This window comes from Micromonospora sp. DT4 (genome assembly GCF_049841675.1).
Lineage (GTDB): Bacteria > Actinomycetota > Actinomycetes > Mycobacteriales > Micromonosporaceae > Micromonospora.
The window spans coordinates 1-16,933 of the sequence record NZ_JBNCKT010000111.1 but is presented as its reverse complement, the minus strand read 5'-3'; the positions used below and the strand labels follow the sequence as shown (position 1 = coordinate 16,933).

18 protein-coding genes are annotated in these 16,933 nt (G+C 68.6%); 11 read left to right on the top strand and 7 right to left on the bottom strand.

The features are described from left to right. Positions 1–220 (top strand): hypothetical protein (locus ACLQ24_RS24035; protein WP_425893975.1); only part of this gene is annotated, 220 nt, incomplete at its 5' end. A 98-nt stretch (positions 221–318) separates the two neighbouring features. On the opposite strand, the gene ACLQ24_RS24030 is transcribed toward ACLQ24_RS24035, so the two are convergent. Then, the gene (locus ACLQ24_RS24030; RefSeq protein WP_425893974.1) at positions 319–1,116 is read right to left on the bottom strand and encodes an alpha/beta fold hydrolase; all 798 of its coding nucleotides are present in this window, start codon (positions 1,114–1,116) and stop codon (positions 319–321) included. A gap of 112 nt (positions 1,117–1,228) precedes the next feature. Here ACLQ24_RS24030 and ACLQ24_RS24025 point away from each other — a divergent pair, with 112 nt between their 5' ends. The 6 genes from ACLQ24_RS24025 to ACLQ24_RS24000 all read left to right on the top strand — a co-directional run bounded on the left by ACLQ24_RS24025 (position 1,229) and on the right by ACLQ24_RS24000 (position 5,707). After that, positions 1,229–1,942, top strand: a complete 714-nt coding sequence (locus ACLQ24_RS24025) for a helix-turn-helix domain-containing protein (RefSeq protein ID WP_425893972.1) — start codon at positions 1,229–1,231, stop codon at positions 1,940–1,942. Further along, positions 1,939–2,730 (top strand): hypothetical protein, encoded by a 792-nt coding sequence (locus ACLQ24_RS24020; protein WP_425893971.1) that lies wholly within the window; start codon positions 1,939–1,941, stop codon positions 2,728–2,730. Before ACLQ24_RS24025 ends, ACLQ24_RS24020 begins: the two co-directional genes overlap by 4 nt. Positions 2,731–2,801: 71 nt before the next feature. Further along, positions 2,802–3,116, top strand: coding sequence for a DUF2516 family protein (locus tag ACLQ24_RS24015; protein WP_234582317.1), 315 nt, complete (start codon positions 2,802–2,804; stop codon positions 3,114–3,116). After that, complete coding sequence (locus ACLQ24_RS24010) at positions 3,113–3,997, top strand: alpha/beta fold hydrolase (protein WP_425893970.1); 885 nt, start codon at positions 3,113–3,115, stop codon at positions 3,995–3,997. The genes ACLQ24_RS24015 and ACLQ24_RS24010 overlap by 4 nt, the downstream gene beginning before the upstream one ends. An 11-nt stretch (positions 3,998–4,008) precedes the next feature. Further along, positions 4,009–4,746 (top strand): alanyl-tRNA editing protein, encoded by a 738-nt coding sequence (locus ACLQ24_RS24005; protein ID WP_151488505.1) that lies wholly within the window; start codon positions 4,009–4,011, stop codon positions 4,744–4,746. Positions 4,747–4,792: 46 nt separating this feature from the next. Continuing rightward, complete coding sequence (locus ACLQ24_RS24000) at positions 4,793–5,707, top strand: SDR family oxidoreductase (RefSeq protein ID WP_425893968.1); 915 nt, start codon at positions 4,793–4,795, stop codon at positions 5,705–5,707. Here the strand turns inward: ACLQ24_RS24000 and ACLQ24_RS23995 are convergent. Further along, on the bottom strand, positions 5,691–6,695 hold the full coding sequence (locus ACLQ24_RS23995) for a helix-turn-helix transcriptional regulator (protein ID WP_425893966.1): 1,005 nt from the start codon (positions 6,693–6,695) through the stop codon (positions 5,691–5,693). The two genes, ACLQ24_RS24000 and ACLQ24_RS23995, sit on opposite strands and share 17 nt — an antisense overlap. A gap of 68 nt (positions 6,696–6,763) precedes the next feature. Between ACLQ24_RS23995 and ACLQ24_RS23990 the strand changes: the two genes are divergently transcribed. Next, the gene (locus ACLQ24_RS23990) at positions 6,764–7,555 is read left to right on the top strand and encodes an EI24 domain-containing protein (RefSeq protein ID WP_425893965.1); all 792 of its coding nucleotides are present in this window, start codon (positions 6,764–6,766) and stop codon (positions 7,553–7,555) included. Position 7,556: 1 nt separating this feature from the next. Continuing rightward, positions 7,557–8,072, top strand: coding sequence for an O-acetyl-ADP-ribose deacetylase (locus tag ACLQ24_RS23985; RefSeq protein WP_425893964.1), 516 nt, complete (start codon positions 7,557–7,559; stop codon positions 8,070–8,072). A 90-nt stretch (positions 8,073–8,162) separates the two neighbouring features. Here ACLQ24_RS23985 and ACLQ24_RS23980 read toward each other — a convergent pair whose 3' ends face one another. After that, positions 8,163–8,738 (bottom strand): XRE family transcriptional regulator, encoded by a 576-nt coding sequence (locus ACLQ24_RS23980; RefSeq protein WP_425893963.1) that lies wholly within the window; start codon positions 8,736–8,738, stop codon positions 8,163–8,165. 347 nt (positions 8,739–9,085) lie between these two features. On the opposite strand from ACLQ24_RS23980, the gene ACLQ24_RS23975 reads away from it, so the two are divergent. Beyond that, on the top strand, positions 9,086–9,352 hold the full coding sequence (locus tag ACLQ24_RS23975; protein WP_425893962.1) for a hypothetical protein: 267 nt from the start codon (positions 9,086–9,088) through the stop codon (positions 9,350–9,352). Positions 9,353–9,477: 125 nt separating this feature from the next. After that, the gene (locus tag ACLQ24_RS23970) at positions 9,478–9,609 is read left to right on the top strand and encodes a hypothetical protein (protein WP_425893961.1); all 132 of its coding nucleotides are present in this window, start codon (positions 9,478–9,480) and stop codon (positions 9,607–9,609) included. Between the two features lie 11 nt (positions 9,610–9,620). Here ACLQ24_RS23970 and ACLQ24_RS23965 read toward each other — a convergent pair whose 3' ends face one another. From ACLQ24_RS23965 to ACLQ24_RS23950, 4 genes are all read right to left on the bottom strand, one after another. Continuing rightward, positions 9,621–10,517 (bottom strand): GNAT family N-acetyltransferase, encoded by an 897-nt coding sequence (locus ACLQ24_RS23965; RefSeq protein ID WP_425893960.1) that lies wholly within the window; start codon positions 10,515–10,517, stop codon positions 9,621–9,623. A gap of 1 nt (position 10,518) precedes the next feature. Continuing rightward, positions 10,519–10,947 carry a RidA family protein gene (locus ACLQ24_RS23960; RefSeq protein WP_425893959.1) on the bottom strand — a complete coding sequence of 143 codons (429 nt, stop codon included), beginning with the start codon at positions 10,945–10,947 and terminating at the stop codon, positions 10,519–10,521. A gap of 160 nt (positions 10,948–11,107) precedes the next feature. Then, entirely contained in the window at positions 11,108–12,199 is a 1,092-nt protein-coding gene (locus ACLQ24_RS23955; protein ID WP_425893958.1) for an IS630 family transposase, read from the bottom strand. Positions 12,200–12,289: 90 nt separating this feature from the next. After that, the gene (locus ACLQ24_RS23950) at positions 12,290–16,699 is read right to left on the bottom strand and encodes an OTU domain-containing protein (RefSeq protein WP_425893957.1); all 4,410 of its coding nucleotides are present in this window, start codon (positions 16,697–16,699) and stop codon (positions 12,290–12,292) included. Between the last annotated feature and the right edge of the window lie 234 nt (positions 16,700–16,933).

The window sequence follows — 16,933 nt, the reverse complement described above, 5'->3', positions numbered from 1 at the left end:
ACAACAGACTCAAGATCACGCGGTGGCCGTCCTGTTCCCGCCCGCCTCAGCCATGATCACGAAGTACGGCTGCCGTACTAGCCGCACCCCGTCGTCCGTCGCGCCCGTCGCGCCCGTCACCCCGTTGCGCGCCTCGCCGCACCCCGCGCCCCGCACCAAGATCCGAGCAACTTCCCCGATGTTGCTGCCTCCGGTGTGCGGGAAGCAGCAACATCCCTGATGTTGTGCGGATCTCGGTGCGGTGCGGTGCGGTGCGGTGCGGTGCGGGTCGAGGCGCCGGGGCGGGGCGGGTGCTCGCGTCGCCGGAGGCGTCAGGCGCTAGCTCAGGAAGTCGAGCAGGGCGGCGTTGACCGGCTCCGGACGCTCCAGCGGCAACAGGTGTGCGGCGTTCGGCACGTCCGGCAGTCGTACCGCGCCGGGGACCTCGGCCGCGATCCGGTCGGCGAGCCGGCGGATGTCCGGCACGTCCGCCGCGCCGGCGGTGACCAGGACGGGGATCTTCAGCTCGCCGAGGCGGCCGATCGCCGGAGGTGTCAGCTCGCCCACCTCGACCGCGCCGAGCGCGAGCTCGGCGGCCAGGGCGCGCTGGTCCATCTCCTGTGCCAACGCCAGCAGGTCGGGGTCGACGTCGGCCGGCTGGCGGGCCGGGCCGACAACCCAGAACCGCACCTCGCCGGCCGCGCCCGCGACGAAGTCGTCCGGGTCGACCTCGCCGACCAGGTCGTCCCAGAGGTCGTTGGCCTCCTCGGACCACTCGTTGCCGGAGACCGCCGTGTCGAAGAGGGCGAGCGCGCTCACCCGGTCCGGATAGGCCAGAGCGGTGTCGACGGCGACCGATCCACCGAAGGAGCAGCCGACCAGGGCGGCCTGGGGCAGGTCGAGGGCGTCCAGCAGGCCGGCCACGTCGTCGTGGTGCGCGAACGGCGTCGGCGGCAGCTCCGAGTCCCCGTACCCGCGCAGGTCCGGGGCGATCACCCGGTGTCGGGTGGCGAGCGCGGGCAGGAGGTCCCGCCACATTCGCCGGTCCGCGATGCCGGCGTGCAGCAGGACGACGGGCGAACCGCTGCCAGCCTCGTCGTACGCGATGTTTGCTCCATTGACTGTGATCTTGTGCACCAACGGACCGTACGGACCGGGCGGGGCGGGCGCAAACGGGACGCTGAGACGTTGCTAACTCTGGCTAGCATTTTGCTTGCAGGAGTTAGCGGATCGGTCTAGCGTCGGCGGCATGGCGACACCAAAGGATCTTCCCGACGTCGGCGGGTTCATCCGCGATCTGCGCCGCAACGCCAAGATCTCGCTGCGCCAGCTCGCCGAGCAGGCGGGGGTCAGCAACCCGTACCTCAGCCAGATCGAGCGCGGTCTGCGCAAGCCCAGCGCCGAGGTCCTCCAGCAACTGGCCAGCGCGCTGCGGGTGTCGACCCCGGTGATGTACCTGCGGGCCGGGCTGCTCGACGACAAGGAAGGCCACGGCGTGCTCGCCGCCATCGCGGTGGACCCCGGCCTCACGATGGCCCAGAAGCAGTCGCTCAGCCAGATCTACGAGACGTTCCGTCGGGAGAACGCCCGGCTGTCCGAGGCCCAGGCCGCGACCGGGGCGAACACGCAGGCCGCGACCCGGACGAACACCCAGGCCGCGACCGGGACGAACACGCCGACCGACGTCGCGGACGCGCCCGCCGACGTGGCCAATCTGGCCGCCACGGGTCCCACCACCGCAGGCGGCACCCCAACCGAGGCGGTGCTCGAGTCGGTCGCCGTCACCGAGGCGGGCCCCGCGCCCGCCCCGAGCAGCACCGCAGAGAAGCTCGCACCCGCCCCGAGCAGCACCCCCGAGAAGCTCGCACCCGCCCCGAGCAGCACCCCCGAGAAGCTCGCACCCGCCCCGAGCAGCACCCCCGAGAAGAAGGCCGCCAAGACGGCCGAGGAGGAGACGTCATGACCGAGCCGAAGACCAACCGCATCCCCGCTCCCATCTACGCCGCCGCCGGCGCGGCCGAGCTGGCCATCGAGCAGCTCCGCAAGCTGCCTGCGGCCGTCGGTGTCCACGGCACCCGGGTCGTCGCCGACCTGGGTGGCCGGGCGGTGCTGACCGGCTTCGAACTGCGTCAGAAGGCCACCGAGACGCTGCGTACGGCCAACGAGACCGCAGGCACCCTGCGCGACCGCGCGCAGGCCGAGCTGGACCTGGCCAAGCTGCGCGAGTCGGCCGACCTGGCCAAGCTGCGCGACGTCGCCGACATCGACAAGCTGCGCGCCGCCGCCACCCGTAACGCGGCCGTGGTGGTTACCGCCGCCCAGGCGGCCCAGGAGCGGGCGTTCGCCGCGTACGGCGCGCTGGTGGCTCGTGGCGAGCGGATCGTCGGCGCCGGCGTGCTGGAGGCTGCCGAGACGGTCAACGCGGACATCGAGGCTACCCAGGCCGCGCCGGCTGCGGCCGAGGCGACGACCTCGACTGCCACGACGACGCCGACCCCCACGACGACGCCGACTGCCACGACGACGCCGACTGCCACGACGACGCCGACCCCCACGACGACGCCGACGGCGACGCCCGCCACGACGGAGGTGCCGAGCCCGGCCGAGGTCGCCGAGATCGCCGAGGCCAAGCCGGCCGCCGTCAAGAAGGCCGCTCGGGCGAAGGCCCCGAACCCGGCCGAGACCCCGGCCGAGACCCCGTCGGCCAAGCTGCCCCGGGCCACCAAGCAGAGCCGCCCGGCGGCCGAGTAGTTCGTCCTGTCGGCGATCCCGACGGCGTCCTTGACGGACGTAGTCGGGGTCGCCGACATAAACTTGCCGGCATGGCCACCGCCGCGCCGATCTTCGCGTTCGAAGTCCGCTACGTGATCGAGCTGATCCTGCTCGTCTTCGCGTTGATCATCCAGGGTGTTGCGTTGGTGCATGCCATCACGCAGCGCTCCGACGCCTTCTCCGCCATCGGGACGCTTCCCAAGGGTGGCTGGATCGCCATCCTGGCGGTCTGCCTCGTGCTGATCCTGCTCAGTCGCGGTCCGATCAGCCTCTTCGGACTGATCGGCATCGCCGCCGCGCTCATCTACCTGCTCGACGTGCGGGTCGGTCTACGCGACCTCAGCGACGGCAAAGGGTTCTGGTGAGAGGTTTCCGCTGGCCTCCTCCTCCGGACAGCGGCCCCCGCACCTGGGGGCCGGGCCCGGGTGGGCCGCGCACCGGTCGGCCCGCGATTCCGGACCCGGAGACCGAGCTGGTCGCCACGCCGCACGGCGTGCAGCTCGAACGCCTGGTCACCGGCGTCGGTGAGCCGGTGACCGTCTTCGCGCACGGGCTGGGCAACGGGATCGCCACCACGCGACCGTTCGGCAGCGGGGTGGCTGGCCGTCGGCTGTTCTTCCAGTTCCGGGGGCACGGTCGCTCGGAGGCGCCGGCCGGCCCGTGGACCTACCTCGACCTGGCCCGCGATCTGCGGGCCATCGCCGACCTCGGCGGTGCCAGCCGGGCTTTCGGAGCGAGCCTCGGCGCGGGCGCGCTCTGCCGCCTGCTGTCCGAGAGCCCGGAGCGCTTCGAGAAACTGGTCTTCTTCCTGCCGGCGGTGCTCGACCAGCCGCGTCTGGTCGCCGGGGAGCGCGTCAACGCCCTGTTGGAGGCCGTCGAGAGTGGTGACGCCTCGGCCGTCGCCGACGTCGTCTCGCTGGAGCTACCGGCGGCGGTCCGCAACACGCCGGCCGGATGGGCGTACCTGCGGCAGCGGCTCGACCAGCTACTCCGCGACGGTCTGGCTGACGGTCTCGCCACCCTGGCGGGGCAGGTGCCGCTGAACGACGCGACCGCCCTGGCGGCGGTCACCGCGCCGGCCCTGGTCATCGGCTGCGCGGGCGACGACCTGCACCCGGTCGAGGTCGCCGAGCAGCTCGCGGCCGCGCTGCCCCGGGCCACTCTGCACGTGTACGACCGCCCCGGCTTCCTCTGGTCGGAACGTGCCGACCTGCGGGGGCGCATTTCCGGCTTCCTCAACGAGTAACGTGCCCTGTCATGGGCGTCACACAACATGGCCGGACGCACCGGCTGGATCTCGCCGACCCGACCCTGCGCGAGTGGACCTGCACGGTCCTGCACGCCGACCCGGAGCAGGGCATCGTGCTCGACCGCTCGGCGTTCTACCCGGGCGGCGGCGGTCAACCGCCGGATCACGGCGTGCTGCTCTGGCAGGGCGTGCAGACCCGGATCGTCGGCACGCGCAAGGGCGACGACCCGTACCTGATTCCCGCCGAGGGTGACCCGTTGCCGCCGGTCGGCACCGAGGTCGTCGGCGCGGTGGAGGACGAGCGCCGCACCCGTCTGATGCGTACGCACTCCGGGCTGCACGTGCTCTGCGGCGTGGTGTTCCGCGACTTCGGCGCGCTCGTGACGGGCAACAGCATGGAACCGGGCGAGGCCCGGATGGACTTCAACCTCCCCGAGGTGCCGCCGGACTTCAAGAGCCGCATCGAGGAGCTGGTCAACGCCGAGGTGGCCGCCGACCGCTCGGTCGCCACCCGGGTGCTGCCGCGCACCGAGGCGCTGGCCCTGCCGGACATCATCCGCACCCAGTCCAACCTCATCCCGCCGGACGAGCAGGAGGTGCGGATCGTCGACATCGTCGGTCTGGACGTCCAGGCCGACGGTGGCACCCACGTCGCGTCCACCGCCCAGATCGGCAAGGTGCAGGTGGTCAAGGTGGAGAGCAAGGGCCGGGCCAATCGGCGGGTCCGCGTCAGACTGGTGGATTGACAAATTCGGACGGCGGCTGTCAGGTATCGCTGGCAGCCTCGCAGGCATGACACAACCGCTCGTAGGAAAGGTCGCGCTCGTCGCCGGTGCCACGCGGGGTGCTGGGCGACAGATCGCGGTCCAGTTGGGCGCCGCCGGTGCCACCGTGTACGCCACCGGTCGCAGCAGCCGCGCCGGTCGTTCGGAGATGGACCGACCGGAGACCATCGAGGAGACCGCCGAACTGGTCACGGCGGCCGGCGGCACCGGCATCGCGGTGCAGGTCGACCACCTCGTACCGGAGCAGGTCTGCGACCTGGTGGCCCGGATCGACGCCGAGCAGGGCGGCCTCGACGTGCTGGTCAACGACATCTGGGGCGGTGACCCGCTGGTCACCTGGGACAAGCCGGTCTGGGAGCAGCCGTTGGACGCGGGTTTCCGCACTCTGCGGCTGGCCGTCGACACGCACATCATCACGAGCCACTTCGCCCTGCCGCTGCTGATCCGTAAGCCGGGTGGCCTGGTCGTCGAGATCGGCGACGGCACCAAGGCGTACAACGACGAGAACTACCGCCTCTCGGTCTTCTACGACCTGGCCAAGGTCTCGGTCAACCGACTCGCCTTCACCCAGGCCCACGAGCTGAAGCCGCACGGCGGCACCGCGGTCGCGCTCACTCCTGGCTGGCTCCGCTCCGAGGCGATGCTGGAACATTTCGGCGTCACCGAGGAGAACTGGCGCGACGGCGCCGCCACCGATCCACACTTCCTCATCTCCGAGACCCCGGCCTTCGTAGGCCGCGCGGTGGCCGCGCTCGCCGCCGACGAGGACAGGGCCCGGTGGAACGGTCAGTCCGTCGACGCGGGCACGCTGTCGAAGGTGTACGGCTTCACCGACGTCGACGGGAGCCAACCGGAGGCCATCCGGTACATCGTCGAGGTGGTCGGCGCGGGCAAGCCGGCCGACGTCACCGGCTACCGCTGACGTCGCGCGGCGCGGCCGGGTCGTCGTACCGTGCGGCGGCCCGGCGTGCCGCGTCCGCCAGGCGTCCGCGCAGCTCCGGCGGGTCGAGCGCCTCCACCTCCGGGCCCAGCGCCAGCAGTTGGGTGTACGCGACGTCGACCGATTCCACGGGCAGCCGCGCCACCACCCAGCCCTGCCCGTCGGGCTCGCCCGCGGCGGCTACCACCTCGTCGTACACCTCGGGGGCGTCGACCACGTGCCGAAGCTGGCGCTGGCCGGCGGGGCTGAGCCGGACGGTGACCTCGGCCCGCAGCATCGTCCGCAGGAACGACCCGGCCTGCTCGCGCCAGTGCCCGGCCAGGCCGAAGCCCTCGTTGCGCGCGAAGTGCTCCTCTTCCACCTCGACCCCGGTCACCCGGTCCACCCGGTAGGTGCGCATGTCGTCGCCGACCCGGCCCACCAGGTACCAGGTCGCGTTCTTGAGCACGAGCCCGTACGGCTGCACACGACGGGTCACCTCGTTGTCGCCCCGCCGGTAGCGCAGCCGGACCACCCGGTCGGCCCAGACGGCCCGCGCCAGCTCGGTGAGCCAGAGTGGCGGCGGTGTCTCCTGGAACCAACCCGGCACGTCCAGGTGGAACCGCTGTCCGGTGCGGACGGGCGCGTCGCGCAGGGCCGGTGGCAGCGCGGCGAGCACTTTCAACTCTGCGGCGGCGACCGCGTCCGCCAGGCCCATGTCGCCGGCCGGGCCGGGCAGACCGGCCAGGAACAGCGCCTCGGCCTCGTCCCGGGTCAGCCCGGTCAGCCGGGTCCGGTAGCCGCCGAGCAGCCGGTACCCGCCGGCCCGGCCACGGTCGGCGTACACCGGCACTCCGGCGGCGGACAGCGCCAGTACGTCCCGGTAGACGGTCCGCTCGGAGACCTCCAGCTCCCGCGCCAGCTCACCCGCCGTCATCGAGCCGCGCGCCTGCAACAGCAGCAGCAGTGAGATCAGTCGGGACGCGCGCACCCGCCCATCCTGCCCCGTGCCGCTCGCCGCCCGGCGGATTCGATCACCTGTCGTTAGGCTGCTCGATCGTGGACGCCAGCAGAATCGCCAGCCCGGTGACCGGGGCCGTCGGACGCTTCCTCCTCGGGGTCAGGCTGCTCCTGCGCGGGCTGGGCCTCTACGTCCGCAGCCCGAAGCTGATGCTGCTCGGCATCGTGCCGGCGCTGATCTCCGGCGCGCTCTTCGTGGCCGCGTACGCCACCCTCGTGTACTTCGTGGACGACCTCGCCGCCCTGGTCACCCCGTTCGCCGACGACTGGTCGAGCACCGGCCGCAGCCTGGTCCGGGTGATCGCCGGGCTGGCCTTCCTGGGGCTCGGCGGCCTGCTCGCGGTGATCAGTTTCACTGCGGTCACCCTGGTCATCGGTGACCCGTTCTACGAGAAGATCTCCGAGCGGGTGGAGGAGCGGCTCGGCGGCACCCCGGACGCCGTGGAGGTTCCGTTCTGGTCGTCGCTGCGCCGCAGCCTCGCCGACTCCGTACGCCTGGTGGCCCTCACGGCGCTGGTCGGCATCCCACTCTTCCTCGCCGGCTTCATCCCGGTGGTCGGCCAGACGGTCGTACCGGTGATCGGGGCGGCGGTGGGCGGCTGGTTCCTCGCCGTCGAGCTGGTCGGCGCGCCGTTCTACCGGCGTGGGATGCGGCTGCCGCAGCGCCGGACGATCCTGAAGGCGGACCGGCCCATGGCCCTCGGCTTCGGGGTGGCGGTCTTCCTGTGCTTTCTCATACCGCTCGGCGCGGTGTTGGTCATGCCGGCCGCTGTCGCCGGCGCGACCCTGCTGGCTCGCCGCTCGTTGGGCCAGTCGATCGAGGAGGGCTGACGTGGAGATCACCCTGATCGAGGGGGACATCACCGACCAGCGGGTCGACGCCGTCGTGAACGCCGCGAACTCGTCCCTGCTCGGCGGCGGTGGGGTGGACGGCGCGATCCACCGACGCGGCGGCCCGGCCATCCTGGCCGAGTGCCGGGCGCTGCGCGCGTCCCGGTACGGCAGGGGACTGCCCACCGGGCAGGCGGTGGCGACCACCGCCGGAAACCTGCCGGCCCACTGGGTCATCCACACGGTCGGGCCGGTCTTCTCAACTGGCGAGGACCGGTCGGGGCTGCTGCGCGACTGCTACGCCAACAGCCTGCGGGTCGCCGACGAGCTGGGCGCGTCCAGGGTGGCGTTCCCGCTGATCTCCGCCGGTATCTACGGCTGGCCGGTCGACGACGCGGTCCGCCAGGCGCTCTCGGTGCTCCGCTCGGCCACGCCCGCCACGGTCACGGAAGCCCGCCTGGTGCTCTTCGGCGCGGACACGCACGCCACAGCCCGCGAGGTCTTCGAGGCAGCGTAGGCCTCGTGCCTTGATCACTTGATGGTGACCAGTTGTCAGAAGCGCTTCTGGACTAGTCACCATCAAGTGATCATCGGAGACCAGTCGAGGCTACGCCGTTCCCGCGTCGTCCCACAGGGACTCGAAGTGCTCCACGTAGCGATCGAACGGGCCACCCGCCTCCCGGCGTCGGAGGTGCATGGTCACCGAATCCTGCCCGGGCCCCGCGCCGATGTGGGTAGCCACGATCGCCTCGTCGTCGAAGACCCAGACGGACATGGCAACGTGCCGGTCTGACAGTCGGACAGCAAGGGGTTCCGGAGACTTCGCGATCTCCGCCTGGGTCATGGCTATGCGGGTCGCAAGCGTGAGCGGAGTCGCCTCGATGCCTTCTCGTGCGGTGGTGATGTCACTACCGGGGTCACCGAGCAGGAAACGTACATCAGAGCCCCTCTGCGCCTTCGCGCCGAGCGTGGCGGGGGCGTTGGGCACCTCAAGCCACACGAAGTAGCTCGTGTATCCGCCGAACCACAACCGTCTGTCCGCCTTGTCGATCAACTCGCGGAACAGCGAACGCGGCAGGTCGGACCGGCGTGCGTACATGCCGACCAGTTCGCGGTCTGAACCGATCTTGATCGTGCGGCGGGCGACTTCGGGCCATAACACCCCTACATCCTGACCCAACACCCCAGCAGCGCGCATCCGGGAGCGGGGATGAGGTATGCGACCCCTGCTGATCCATCGCTCAACGGTCTTTGCGTCCACATCGCACTTTGTGGCGAGGTCGGCAACGGTCATTCCCGCCGATCTCAGGGCGCTCCCAAGGACGTCGTTCCGCGTCATCGCAAGGGGACCTTTCCTAGACGTCCCCTGATGGTCGCATACGGACGGTGCAGGCGTCCGGCACACGCTGGAACCGTGGCAGGTGAGCGGCACTGCTGGTGGAGGCGTAGCCCGGCGGCGGTGTCAGCCCGGGGCCGTCCCGTGGGCGAGCATTCAGGGACGGCCCCTCCCCGACCACCGGAGGGGGAGACATGCCCGCACCACCAGGACCGACGCTCCGGGCCGGCGATCTGCTACGCCTGTCGGCCACCGCGAGCGTGCAGTTCCTGCGGCCGATCACCGTGCGGGTCATCCGCGAGTTGGAGTGGGACACGTACGACGGGTGGGTGTGGCTCGACGCGTACGAGATGGGGGCGCGCGGTGACGCGGTCGCCCGGCGTGAGCTTTACGTGCGGCGCGAAGGCGTGCAGCTACTGAACGCTTACGCGTCAGCGCGCCTGCCCACGTGCGCCGGATGAGCCCGCGCCCGCGCCCGCATCACGCCGGCCTGCCGCACTGGCGCTGTACTCGCTGCGGTGCCCACTGGCCGTGTTCACCCACGCGGCTGTCGCTGCTGTCCCGCTGGCACGGCGATCGGGTCGGGATGCTGCTCATGTTGACCACGCTCGCCCGCGAGGCGTTCGCCGACGCGCTGAAGCTGGGTCTGCGGCCGGACCCGGCGGCGTACGTCGCGCGGTTTCTGGAGTGGACGCGTCCGCGCAGCGACAGTTATTAATAGCAGCGCGGTCAGGTCAGGTCGGCCAGGCAGGCCCACAGGGTCGCCACCGGTCGGTAGCCCAGCCGGGCGTTGATCGCCAGCATCGGCGCGTTCGACTCGTCGTTCGAGGTGTACGCGCTCCGTACGCCGTTCTCGGCGGCCCGGTGCAGCGCCGCCGTCTTGGCCAGTCGGGCCAGTCCCCGTCCCCGGTACGCCGGGACGGTGCAGGTGTAGTCCGACCACATCCGCTCGCCGTCCCGCTTGACGAGGCTGAACGCGGCCACGTCGCCGTCGACTTCGGCGGCGGTGCTGGCGACCCTGTCCAATCCGAGGTTTTCCCACACGTCGTACCGCCAGCTCTCGAAGGTGACCGCGTTGACGGGTACGTCACCGGGTTCGTCGACGGCCGAGGCGACGTCCGCCTCGTAGAGCAGGTGCGGGTCCAGCTCGGCGATCGGGCGCAGCCGTACGCCGGCGGGCGGCTCGAGCAGCGCGGGCGGTGGGGTCAGTTCCAGCGCCGAGTAGCGCACTTCGCGGCTGGGCGTGAAGCCGTGCCGGCGGGCGAACGGCAGGGAGTCCGCCGCGGCCATGGTGCGTACGCGGCGCACCCCGAGGGGACGGAGGTGGTCGGTCGCGGCGCTCAGCAGTGCCGTCCCAATGCCCCGGCGGCGGTGCTCGGGGTGTACGTGCAGCGTGTTGACGTCACCGAAGCCCTGTACCGAGGTCGAGGTGTTGGGCTCGGCGGACGTCCAGCCGACCACCTGGCCGTCGACCTCGGCTACGAGCGCGGTCCAGCCGTCGACCGGCGGCGGATCGGCGATCATCTTGCGGGTCGACTCGACCCCGCGTACCAGGTACGGGTGGACGATCGCCCGCAGCGCCACCACGGCGGCGGCGTCGTCCGGCTGTGCTGGGCGGATGCGCATGTCAGGCCACCGTCGGTACGGCGGCGCCTGCCTCGACCTCGATGAGCTGGGCGGAGTAGCCGAGCACGGCCACACCCAGCAGGGTGGTGGGCGGATTGTGCTCGCCGAAGTAGTCCCGGACCACCTCCCAGACGGTCACCAGATCCGCCTGCCGCGACGATGCCACGTACACGGTGGTGGTCTTGACGACGTCGGTGAGCCGCGCGCCGGCCGCGCCCAGGGCGGTCTCCAGGTTCGCCAACACCTGCCGGGCCTGCGCGGCGTGGTCACCCGGCGCGACGGCACGACCCTCGTCGTCGAGCGGGCACGCGCCGGCCGTGAACACCAGGCGGGCGGGAGGTTCGACGGTGGCCGCGTACGCGTACGCGTACGCGTACTCGGCGACGTCGGAGAGAGCGGGTACGTGCAGCAGCGCGACAGGATCCGGCATGCCGGCGAGGCTAACGACGGTCGCCGACCGGAGCGACGCATTAACGGACCGGTCTGGGAACAACCTGGCGCTCTCGCTGTGCGGTGGGCTGAGCACGTCGAGGCGCGACACCTGCGTGACGGATTGCGCTTCTCCCGCGACACGATGATGCAACGGCATGCTAGTGTCTCGCGCCTGAGGTTCGTTTACAGAACGCGGCGATGCTGTCGAGGATCTCGTCGGCGGTCTTGGTCCACACGTACGGACGTGGATCCTCGTTCCAGTTGTCGATCCAGGCCCGGATGTCGGCCTCCAGCGCGGGGACGCTCTTGTGGACACCGCGTTGCAGGAGTTTGGTGGTCAGTTCGCCGAACCAGCGTTCCACCATGTTCAGCCAGGACGAGCCGGTGGGGATGAAGTGCACGTGGAAGCGGGGGTGGGCGGCCAGCCACTTCTGGATGGCGTCGGTTTTGTGGGTGGCGTAGTTGTCGCAGATGATATGCACGTCCAGGTCGGCGGGCACCTCTTTGTCGATTTTGATGAGGAATTTGCGGTACTCGGTGGCCCGGTGCCGGCGGTGAATCGCCCCGATCACCGTGCCGGTGGCCATGTCGAGGGCGGCGAACAGGCTGGTGATCCCGTTGCGCACATAGTCGTGGGTGCGCCGCTCGGGCATGCCGGGCATCATCGGCAGCACCGGCTGGGACCGGTCCAGAGCCTGCACCTGGGACTTCTCGTCGACGCAGAGCACCACGGCCCGCTCTGGCGGGTCGAGGTACAACCCGACGACGTCGCGGACCTTGTCGATGAACAGCGGGTCCTTGCTGAGCTTGAACGTCTCCGACTGGTGCGGCTTGAGCCGAAACGCCTTCCAGATCCGGCCCACCGTGGACTTCGACAGCCCGGAATGCTCGGCCATCGACGCCCGCGACCAGTGCGTGGCATTGCGCGGCGTGGACTCCAGGGTGTCGACCACCACCGCCTCGACCTGCTCATCGGTGATCTTCCGCGGTGCGCCCGGCCGGTCCTCGTCGACCAGCCCGGCCAGCCGGCGCTCAACGAACCGCGACCGCCACTTACCCACCGTCGGCCGAGACACCCCCAACCGGTCAGCCACCTCCGAATTAGACAGACCATCCGCGCACGCCAACACGATCCGACACCGCAACGCCAACGCCTGCGCGCTCGTACGCCGCCGCGACCACGACACCAGCGTGTCGCGTTCCTCGTCGGTGAGCACCAACTCCGCCTTCGGGCGACCACGACCAGCCATGCACACAGCATTCACCACCGCAGTCACCACTCGAATACACCACTGTCTCAATTCGGAAACGAATTTAAGGCGCGGGACACTAGTTGCCGATTAGGCGCTGCCCGAACGGCGTTCGGGCACGCAGTCAAAGATGGCGTCTAAGAGGACGTGGAGGTGTGGTCGGGTCTTGCACAGGCCCGCTATCGCCTCGACCCATCTTTCCCTCGACTCAGGGGTGAGTTTGTGCCGGTTGGCGGTGATGACGGCTTTGGCATCGGTTACTCGACCTGCTTCGATGTCTCCGATCAACTGAAGTACCGGCACCGAGATGTCGTTGACGCAGGTCGCGGTGACCATCCGTTCCAGTGCGACGGTAGTCAGGCCGTCTGCCACCGGCGGGCCCGGTTGTCCGACCTCCCTGATCTGGGCCACCGCCTCCATCAGCCTCTGGGGCAGTTCATCGTCGCGAGCGGTCGCGTAGGTGAAGACGGTCTTGAAGTCGCCGAGGGCGCCGAACTCCAGCACAGACGCCAAGGTGCTCAGCACATGGTCGTCAGGCACCCGCTTGCTCACCTGTTCGAGCTGGGCCTGGGCGGCTTTCATGTGCTGCGGGGACCAACTTCGTCGCAATCTTGCGAATGCCTCCTGGGTCTCCTGAAGGCTTGGAGCCCAAATCATGTGGCCGAGCGGGTTGTCGACCGGGGTGATTGCCGCATCCGGTCGAGCCAGCTCTGCGACCGCCTGAAGGACAGGACGGTCGATCTTTTGCCAAGGGCTGTCGGAGATGCTGGGCGTCTCGGGCTTCCCATACGGCCCGAGCCTAACGGCCTGCCACCATGGCGCGAGCTGAAGGTTGTCATTCGTCCCGGAACCGCTGGGCGTGTTCCACACTTGATGTAGCACCGCTAGGCCGTACGTCGCTGCCACATCGAGCAACTTGGGAGTAGGGCGGCTGCGGGTGACCACGACGGGTCGCAGGGCATTTTGGGCGAACTGTTCGAGCAGGAAATTCAGGTCGACAACGTCGTCACGGTTCGCGAACCCGCCGGTGCCTGGATCCGCCAGCAGGATAACCGGGAGCGTCCCGTCAGACGCGTCGATGAGGTCGGTCATCAGCGACTGCGGTGCGCGGATCTTTCTCCCCGCGATGACGTACACGTTGTGGTCAGCGGTGACCGCACTGCGCAGCAGCAACGACGGCCCGCTCAGCGAAATAGCGGGAGCCCAGGCATCGTAATGTGTGTCACTGTCACGCCAAACCGAAACCTCGGGAGCCTCAGGTTGTCCGAGCGGGGCGATGACCTCGCCTTCGGGATGATCTATGTCGTAAATCCTGATCGGCATTCGTAGGATATGGGCTACGAGGTGCACGAATGCCTCGCCGAACTCACCTGTCCAGTTGTCATCCCACTTTGCTACGGCAGCCTTCAGGGCATCGATGTCGTCGACGGAGGCGAGGTACGCGTCCGGGCCGCCGGGTGCGTTCCGCGCGCGTGTCGTATTCCTGAGAACGTGCTGCAAGGTGCTCGACGTCTCGTCGCTGTTATTCGATTGGATGCGCTTTCTAACCGTCTGCGCCAAAACAGCGGCTGTCGATTCGCTGTGCGTGTAGTCCTCGCTCTCCAAGAGACGGAGATGGTCCGCCGGTGGCAGTGTGTGGATGGCTATCGAGGTGAGAAGGCACCAGCCATTCTCGGGGGCCCGCAGCACCGCGCTGGGTGGCAATACCGGTGATGCGGCGGAGGCTGGCTTCTGGTCTTCGACGGATAGGGTAGCGGTGCTGGCCGGATCCTTCGTGGCGTAGGCTATGCGCAGCCCGCTGTTCCTCTGCTCCGAGTCAGGGACACCTAAGTAATGGGTGAGATAATGCCCCACCCTCTGCCTCAGTTCAAGAGAAGTCCGATAAGTGGACGGTCCAATTCGGCCAGCGCTAGATATTCGGACTACCAACCTTCCGCCTTCGGCGAGCTTGGTTGCCAGCCAGCGGGCCATTCGATCAATCAGCCATGACGCAAAGGGGTCGGAGAGGTTTATCTCCGCTGGCGTGCGTTGCAGGTCGGGCCAGAACGGACTCGAAGTCCTTGCCGCATTTGATTCGGCGGGAAGAGGATGCCGTCGAGCTCTTACCGGAACGGTTAGCTCGAATGCATCTCGGTTCCTTTGGATTCTCCCCTGCCCGATCCGCTCAAGGCGTTCCCCCAGCATGCTTAAGATAGAGGCCGGCATGAAAAGATCGTTCTCGAGCTCCACGGCGTGAAGGTGGCGGAGCGGGGCCGACCGATCGGCTAGCAGGCGCGCGATCACGGCTCGGCAGATGAGAAGCTGCTCGGCCAGTCTTTGTTCACCGACATACGCCAGAAGGCGCTTCACGTTGAGCACCCCTTGATTGTGATTGAACGACAGTCTTATCGCTTCTCGGACGGCCTTGTGAGCACGGAACCGATCATTCACAGAAATGCCCCCCGGGCCGATTGCTCGAGGCTCCGGATAGGCCCAGTTCGCGATGGCCGCTGTCTGGGCCAGTTCAGCGACGACCGAATTGGAGTAGGAGTACGGCATTGTCGTGCTCAGCACGTCCCAGTGGCCATGATTAGAAATTTCCGCGCGCCGAAATGCGCCTTCAGAATGGAGGGTCAGGGGTTGAGACGGAAAGTACACGGCCACGTCGAGACGATTGTTGGCGGTCAGCTCTCTGTGGAAATCAAATACGAACCGACGGGGCGCGGGGCCTTGGAGAAGTATCGACCGGACGCCCCGCGAGTATGCGAGCGCGAATTTATCATCCTGAATTACAATTCGGGCCAGCGAGGCGGCGTCGATCAAGACATCGTCGTATGGGGCTGAACCGGACACCCCCCGAAGCACCTGCACCACGGCGTGCTGGCGCTCGACTACCGCGCTGATTACGTAGATTTCATCGTCGCCCCACGGGCACGGAATGCCTATTCGCACATTCCCCGGACCCGCCATGATGAATCGCGTTTTATCGGTTATCGGGTGAGGCGCTGTTTCAGGGTTTCCAGTCGCCGGGTGCAGATCCCAGAGGAAATCAGTGCGCTCGTCGTCTGGGCCTGGGAAAATCAAGGAAGGCGTGATGCTCCCGCCGCGGACAAGCCTGAAGCACCTGAGTAATCTGGTGGCGAAGGCCATTGTCCCGCTCGTTCCAGCGCGGATGCCCACCATGTGGAAGTCCGGCTTATATATAAACCGGTGGAGACCCAGTCGGATTCCGGAGTTTGATTCGTCGGGCAACGCGGTGATTCCGTCGAAAGGTAGGCCATCGTCCACCGGGTCGTTGACAACGTCCCAGCCTTCGCCATCGCTCCCCCCGGGGACGAAGAGGCGCCAGCTCTTGCCCTGCCACGTTGAGAGTCCACCGGTGATGTTCGCGCCGACCCACACATCGCCCTGCGGGGCGAGCACATCCCGATCTTCCAGGGCGTCGGCCAATTTGGCCGCGAATCCACCGTTACCCGCTCCAGCAGCGCAGGAGGCGAATACCCACGAGTCGGCGTCGGGTGCCATGGTCTTCATTACCATGGCCAGGTCCGGCGCCCCGAGGCTGCCCATCCCTTGGGTGCCGTCCGCGTACCGCACCGGTACGTGGACATCCCCACCCGTGACTGAATGCACCACCAGGGCGGGTGCCCTACCCGGTGGGACCAGGTCCCGGCTGGCGAGCTCGGCCCACTCCTGGTCGCTGACCAGGACGAACTGGCGGCGGCCACCGGTGGTGACCTGTCGGACGACCACGTGCGTGGTGCCCACTGCGACCAGCCGGACAGCCTCCGGTTCGGCGGGATGGGTGGCCCGCTCGTCTCGCTCCTGCAACGGTCGGAGCGGACCGCGCGCGTCCAAGCGTGTGGCGACGATTGGACGGCTGGACTCAGATCGGCGCGGACCGGGTGGGATGAGGGCGGCATCGTAGTGTCGCACCAACTCGACCAGCCGCGCGGTGTGTTCACGTAGGGCTGCCGCATACGCCTCCGGCTTTCCCCTGGTGATGTGCTCGGCCGGCTCGATGTCAGTCATCTTGGGCGAATGACGCAGTCGCTCAGCAACAGCGGGATCGTACGAACCGAGCTGCTCGCTCGCCCACTTCTCGGTGAGCCGGTAGCGCACGCTGGCGAGGTGCTCGGCCGGTATGACGAGCACGGCACCGACCTCGCCATGCGCGTGAAACGGTACGACCCGCGAATTGCTTAGACCCAGCAACTCCGGCGCACGTACGAGGGTGGGCAGGCCCAATTGGTCAGCCCGGGTCATTGCGGCTTCCAAGCTGAGCGCGAGTCCAGTCGGAACGTGCACCATCGCCGCGAGGATGTCTAACGGCTCGTTGCGGAGGGCCTTGGTGACGACGTCAGCGCTAACCTGGGCCGCGTCGATATGTACCAGATGGAACCCCGAGACCGGTGGCGCGTCGAGCACCGCGACCGGCACCGGGCCGGAGAAGCTGATCCATCGGCCCGAGGGCACCCAGGTGATTGCATCTTCGGCGCAGCCCATGCCAACGAAATCCATCAATCAGCATCCTCTCCGAAGGCAGAACTCGGAGGCGCGACGTCGGACCACCAGTCAGCCCTAGTCCTCCTCGGCACGATAGTCGTCGGTCCACAATCGGTCGGCAACGATAGGGTCCAAACCAGACAGAGGCGCATTTCCTTCAAGGAGCATATATTTGACCAGTAACCCAAAGGTGCCGTGATCGTTGTCCGTGTATGGGTGTTGCGGTACGTGATGCGCGGCGGCTTTCCC

What these genes read in the sequence shown, in the direction of transcription:
- ACLQ24_RS24025 (WP_425893972.1), top strand. Translation starts at nt 1,229, where the DNA reads ATGGCGACACCAAAGGATCTTCCCGACGTCGGCGGGTTCATCCGCGAT.
- ACLQ24_RS24020 (WP_425893971.1), top strand. Translation starts at nt 1,939, where the DNA reads ATGACCGAGCCGAAGACCAACCGCATCCCCGCTCCCATCTACGCCGCC.
- ACLQ24_RS24015 (WP_234582317.1), top strand. Translation starts at nt 2,802, where the DNA reads ATGGCCACCGCCGCGCCGATCTTCGCGTTCGAAGTCCGCTACGTGATC.
- ACLQ24_RS24005 (WP_151488505.1), top strand. Translation starts at nt 4,009, where the DNA reads ATGGGCGTCACACAACATGGCCGGACGCACCGGCTGGATCTCGCCGAC.
- ACLQ24_RS24000 (WP_425893968.1), top strand. Translation starts at nt 4,793, where the DNA reads ATGACACAACCGCTCGTAGGAAAGGTCGCGCTCGTCGCCGGTGCCACG.
- ACLQ24_RS23975 (WP_425893962.1), top strand. Translation starts at nt 9,086, where the DNA reads ATGCCCGCACCACCAGGACCGACGCTCCGGGCCGGCGATCTGCTACGC.
- ACLQ24_RS23970 (WP_425893961.1), top strand. Translation starts at nt 9,478, where the DNA reads ATGCTGCTCATGTTGACCACGCTCGCCCGCGAGGCGTTCGCCGACGCG.
- ACLQ24_RS23965 (WP_425893960.1), bottom strand. Translation starts at nt 10,517, where the DNA reads ATGCGCATCCGCCCAGCACAGCCGGACGACGCCGCCGCCGTGGTGGCG.
- ACLQ24_RS23960 (WP_425893959.1), bottom strand. Translation starts at nt 10,947, where the DNA reads ATGCCGGATCCTGTCGCGCTGCTGCACGTACCCGCTCTCTCCGACGTC.
- ACLQ24_RS23955 (WP_425893958.1), bottom strand. Translation starts at nt 12,199, where the DNA reads ATGGCTGGTCGTGGTCGCCCGAAGGCGGAGTTGGTGCTCACCGACGAG.
- ACLQ24_RS23950 (WP_425893957.1), bottom strand. Translation starts at nt 16,699, where the DNA reads ATGGATTTCGTTGGCATGGGCTGCGCCGAAGATGCAATCACCTGGGTG.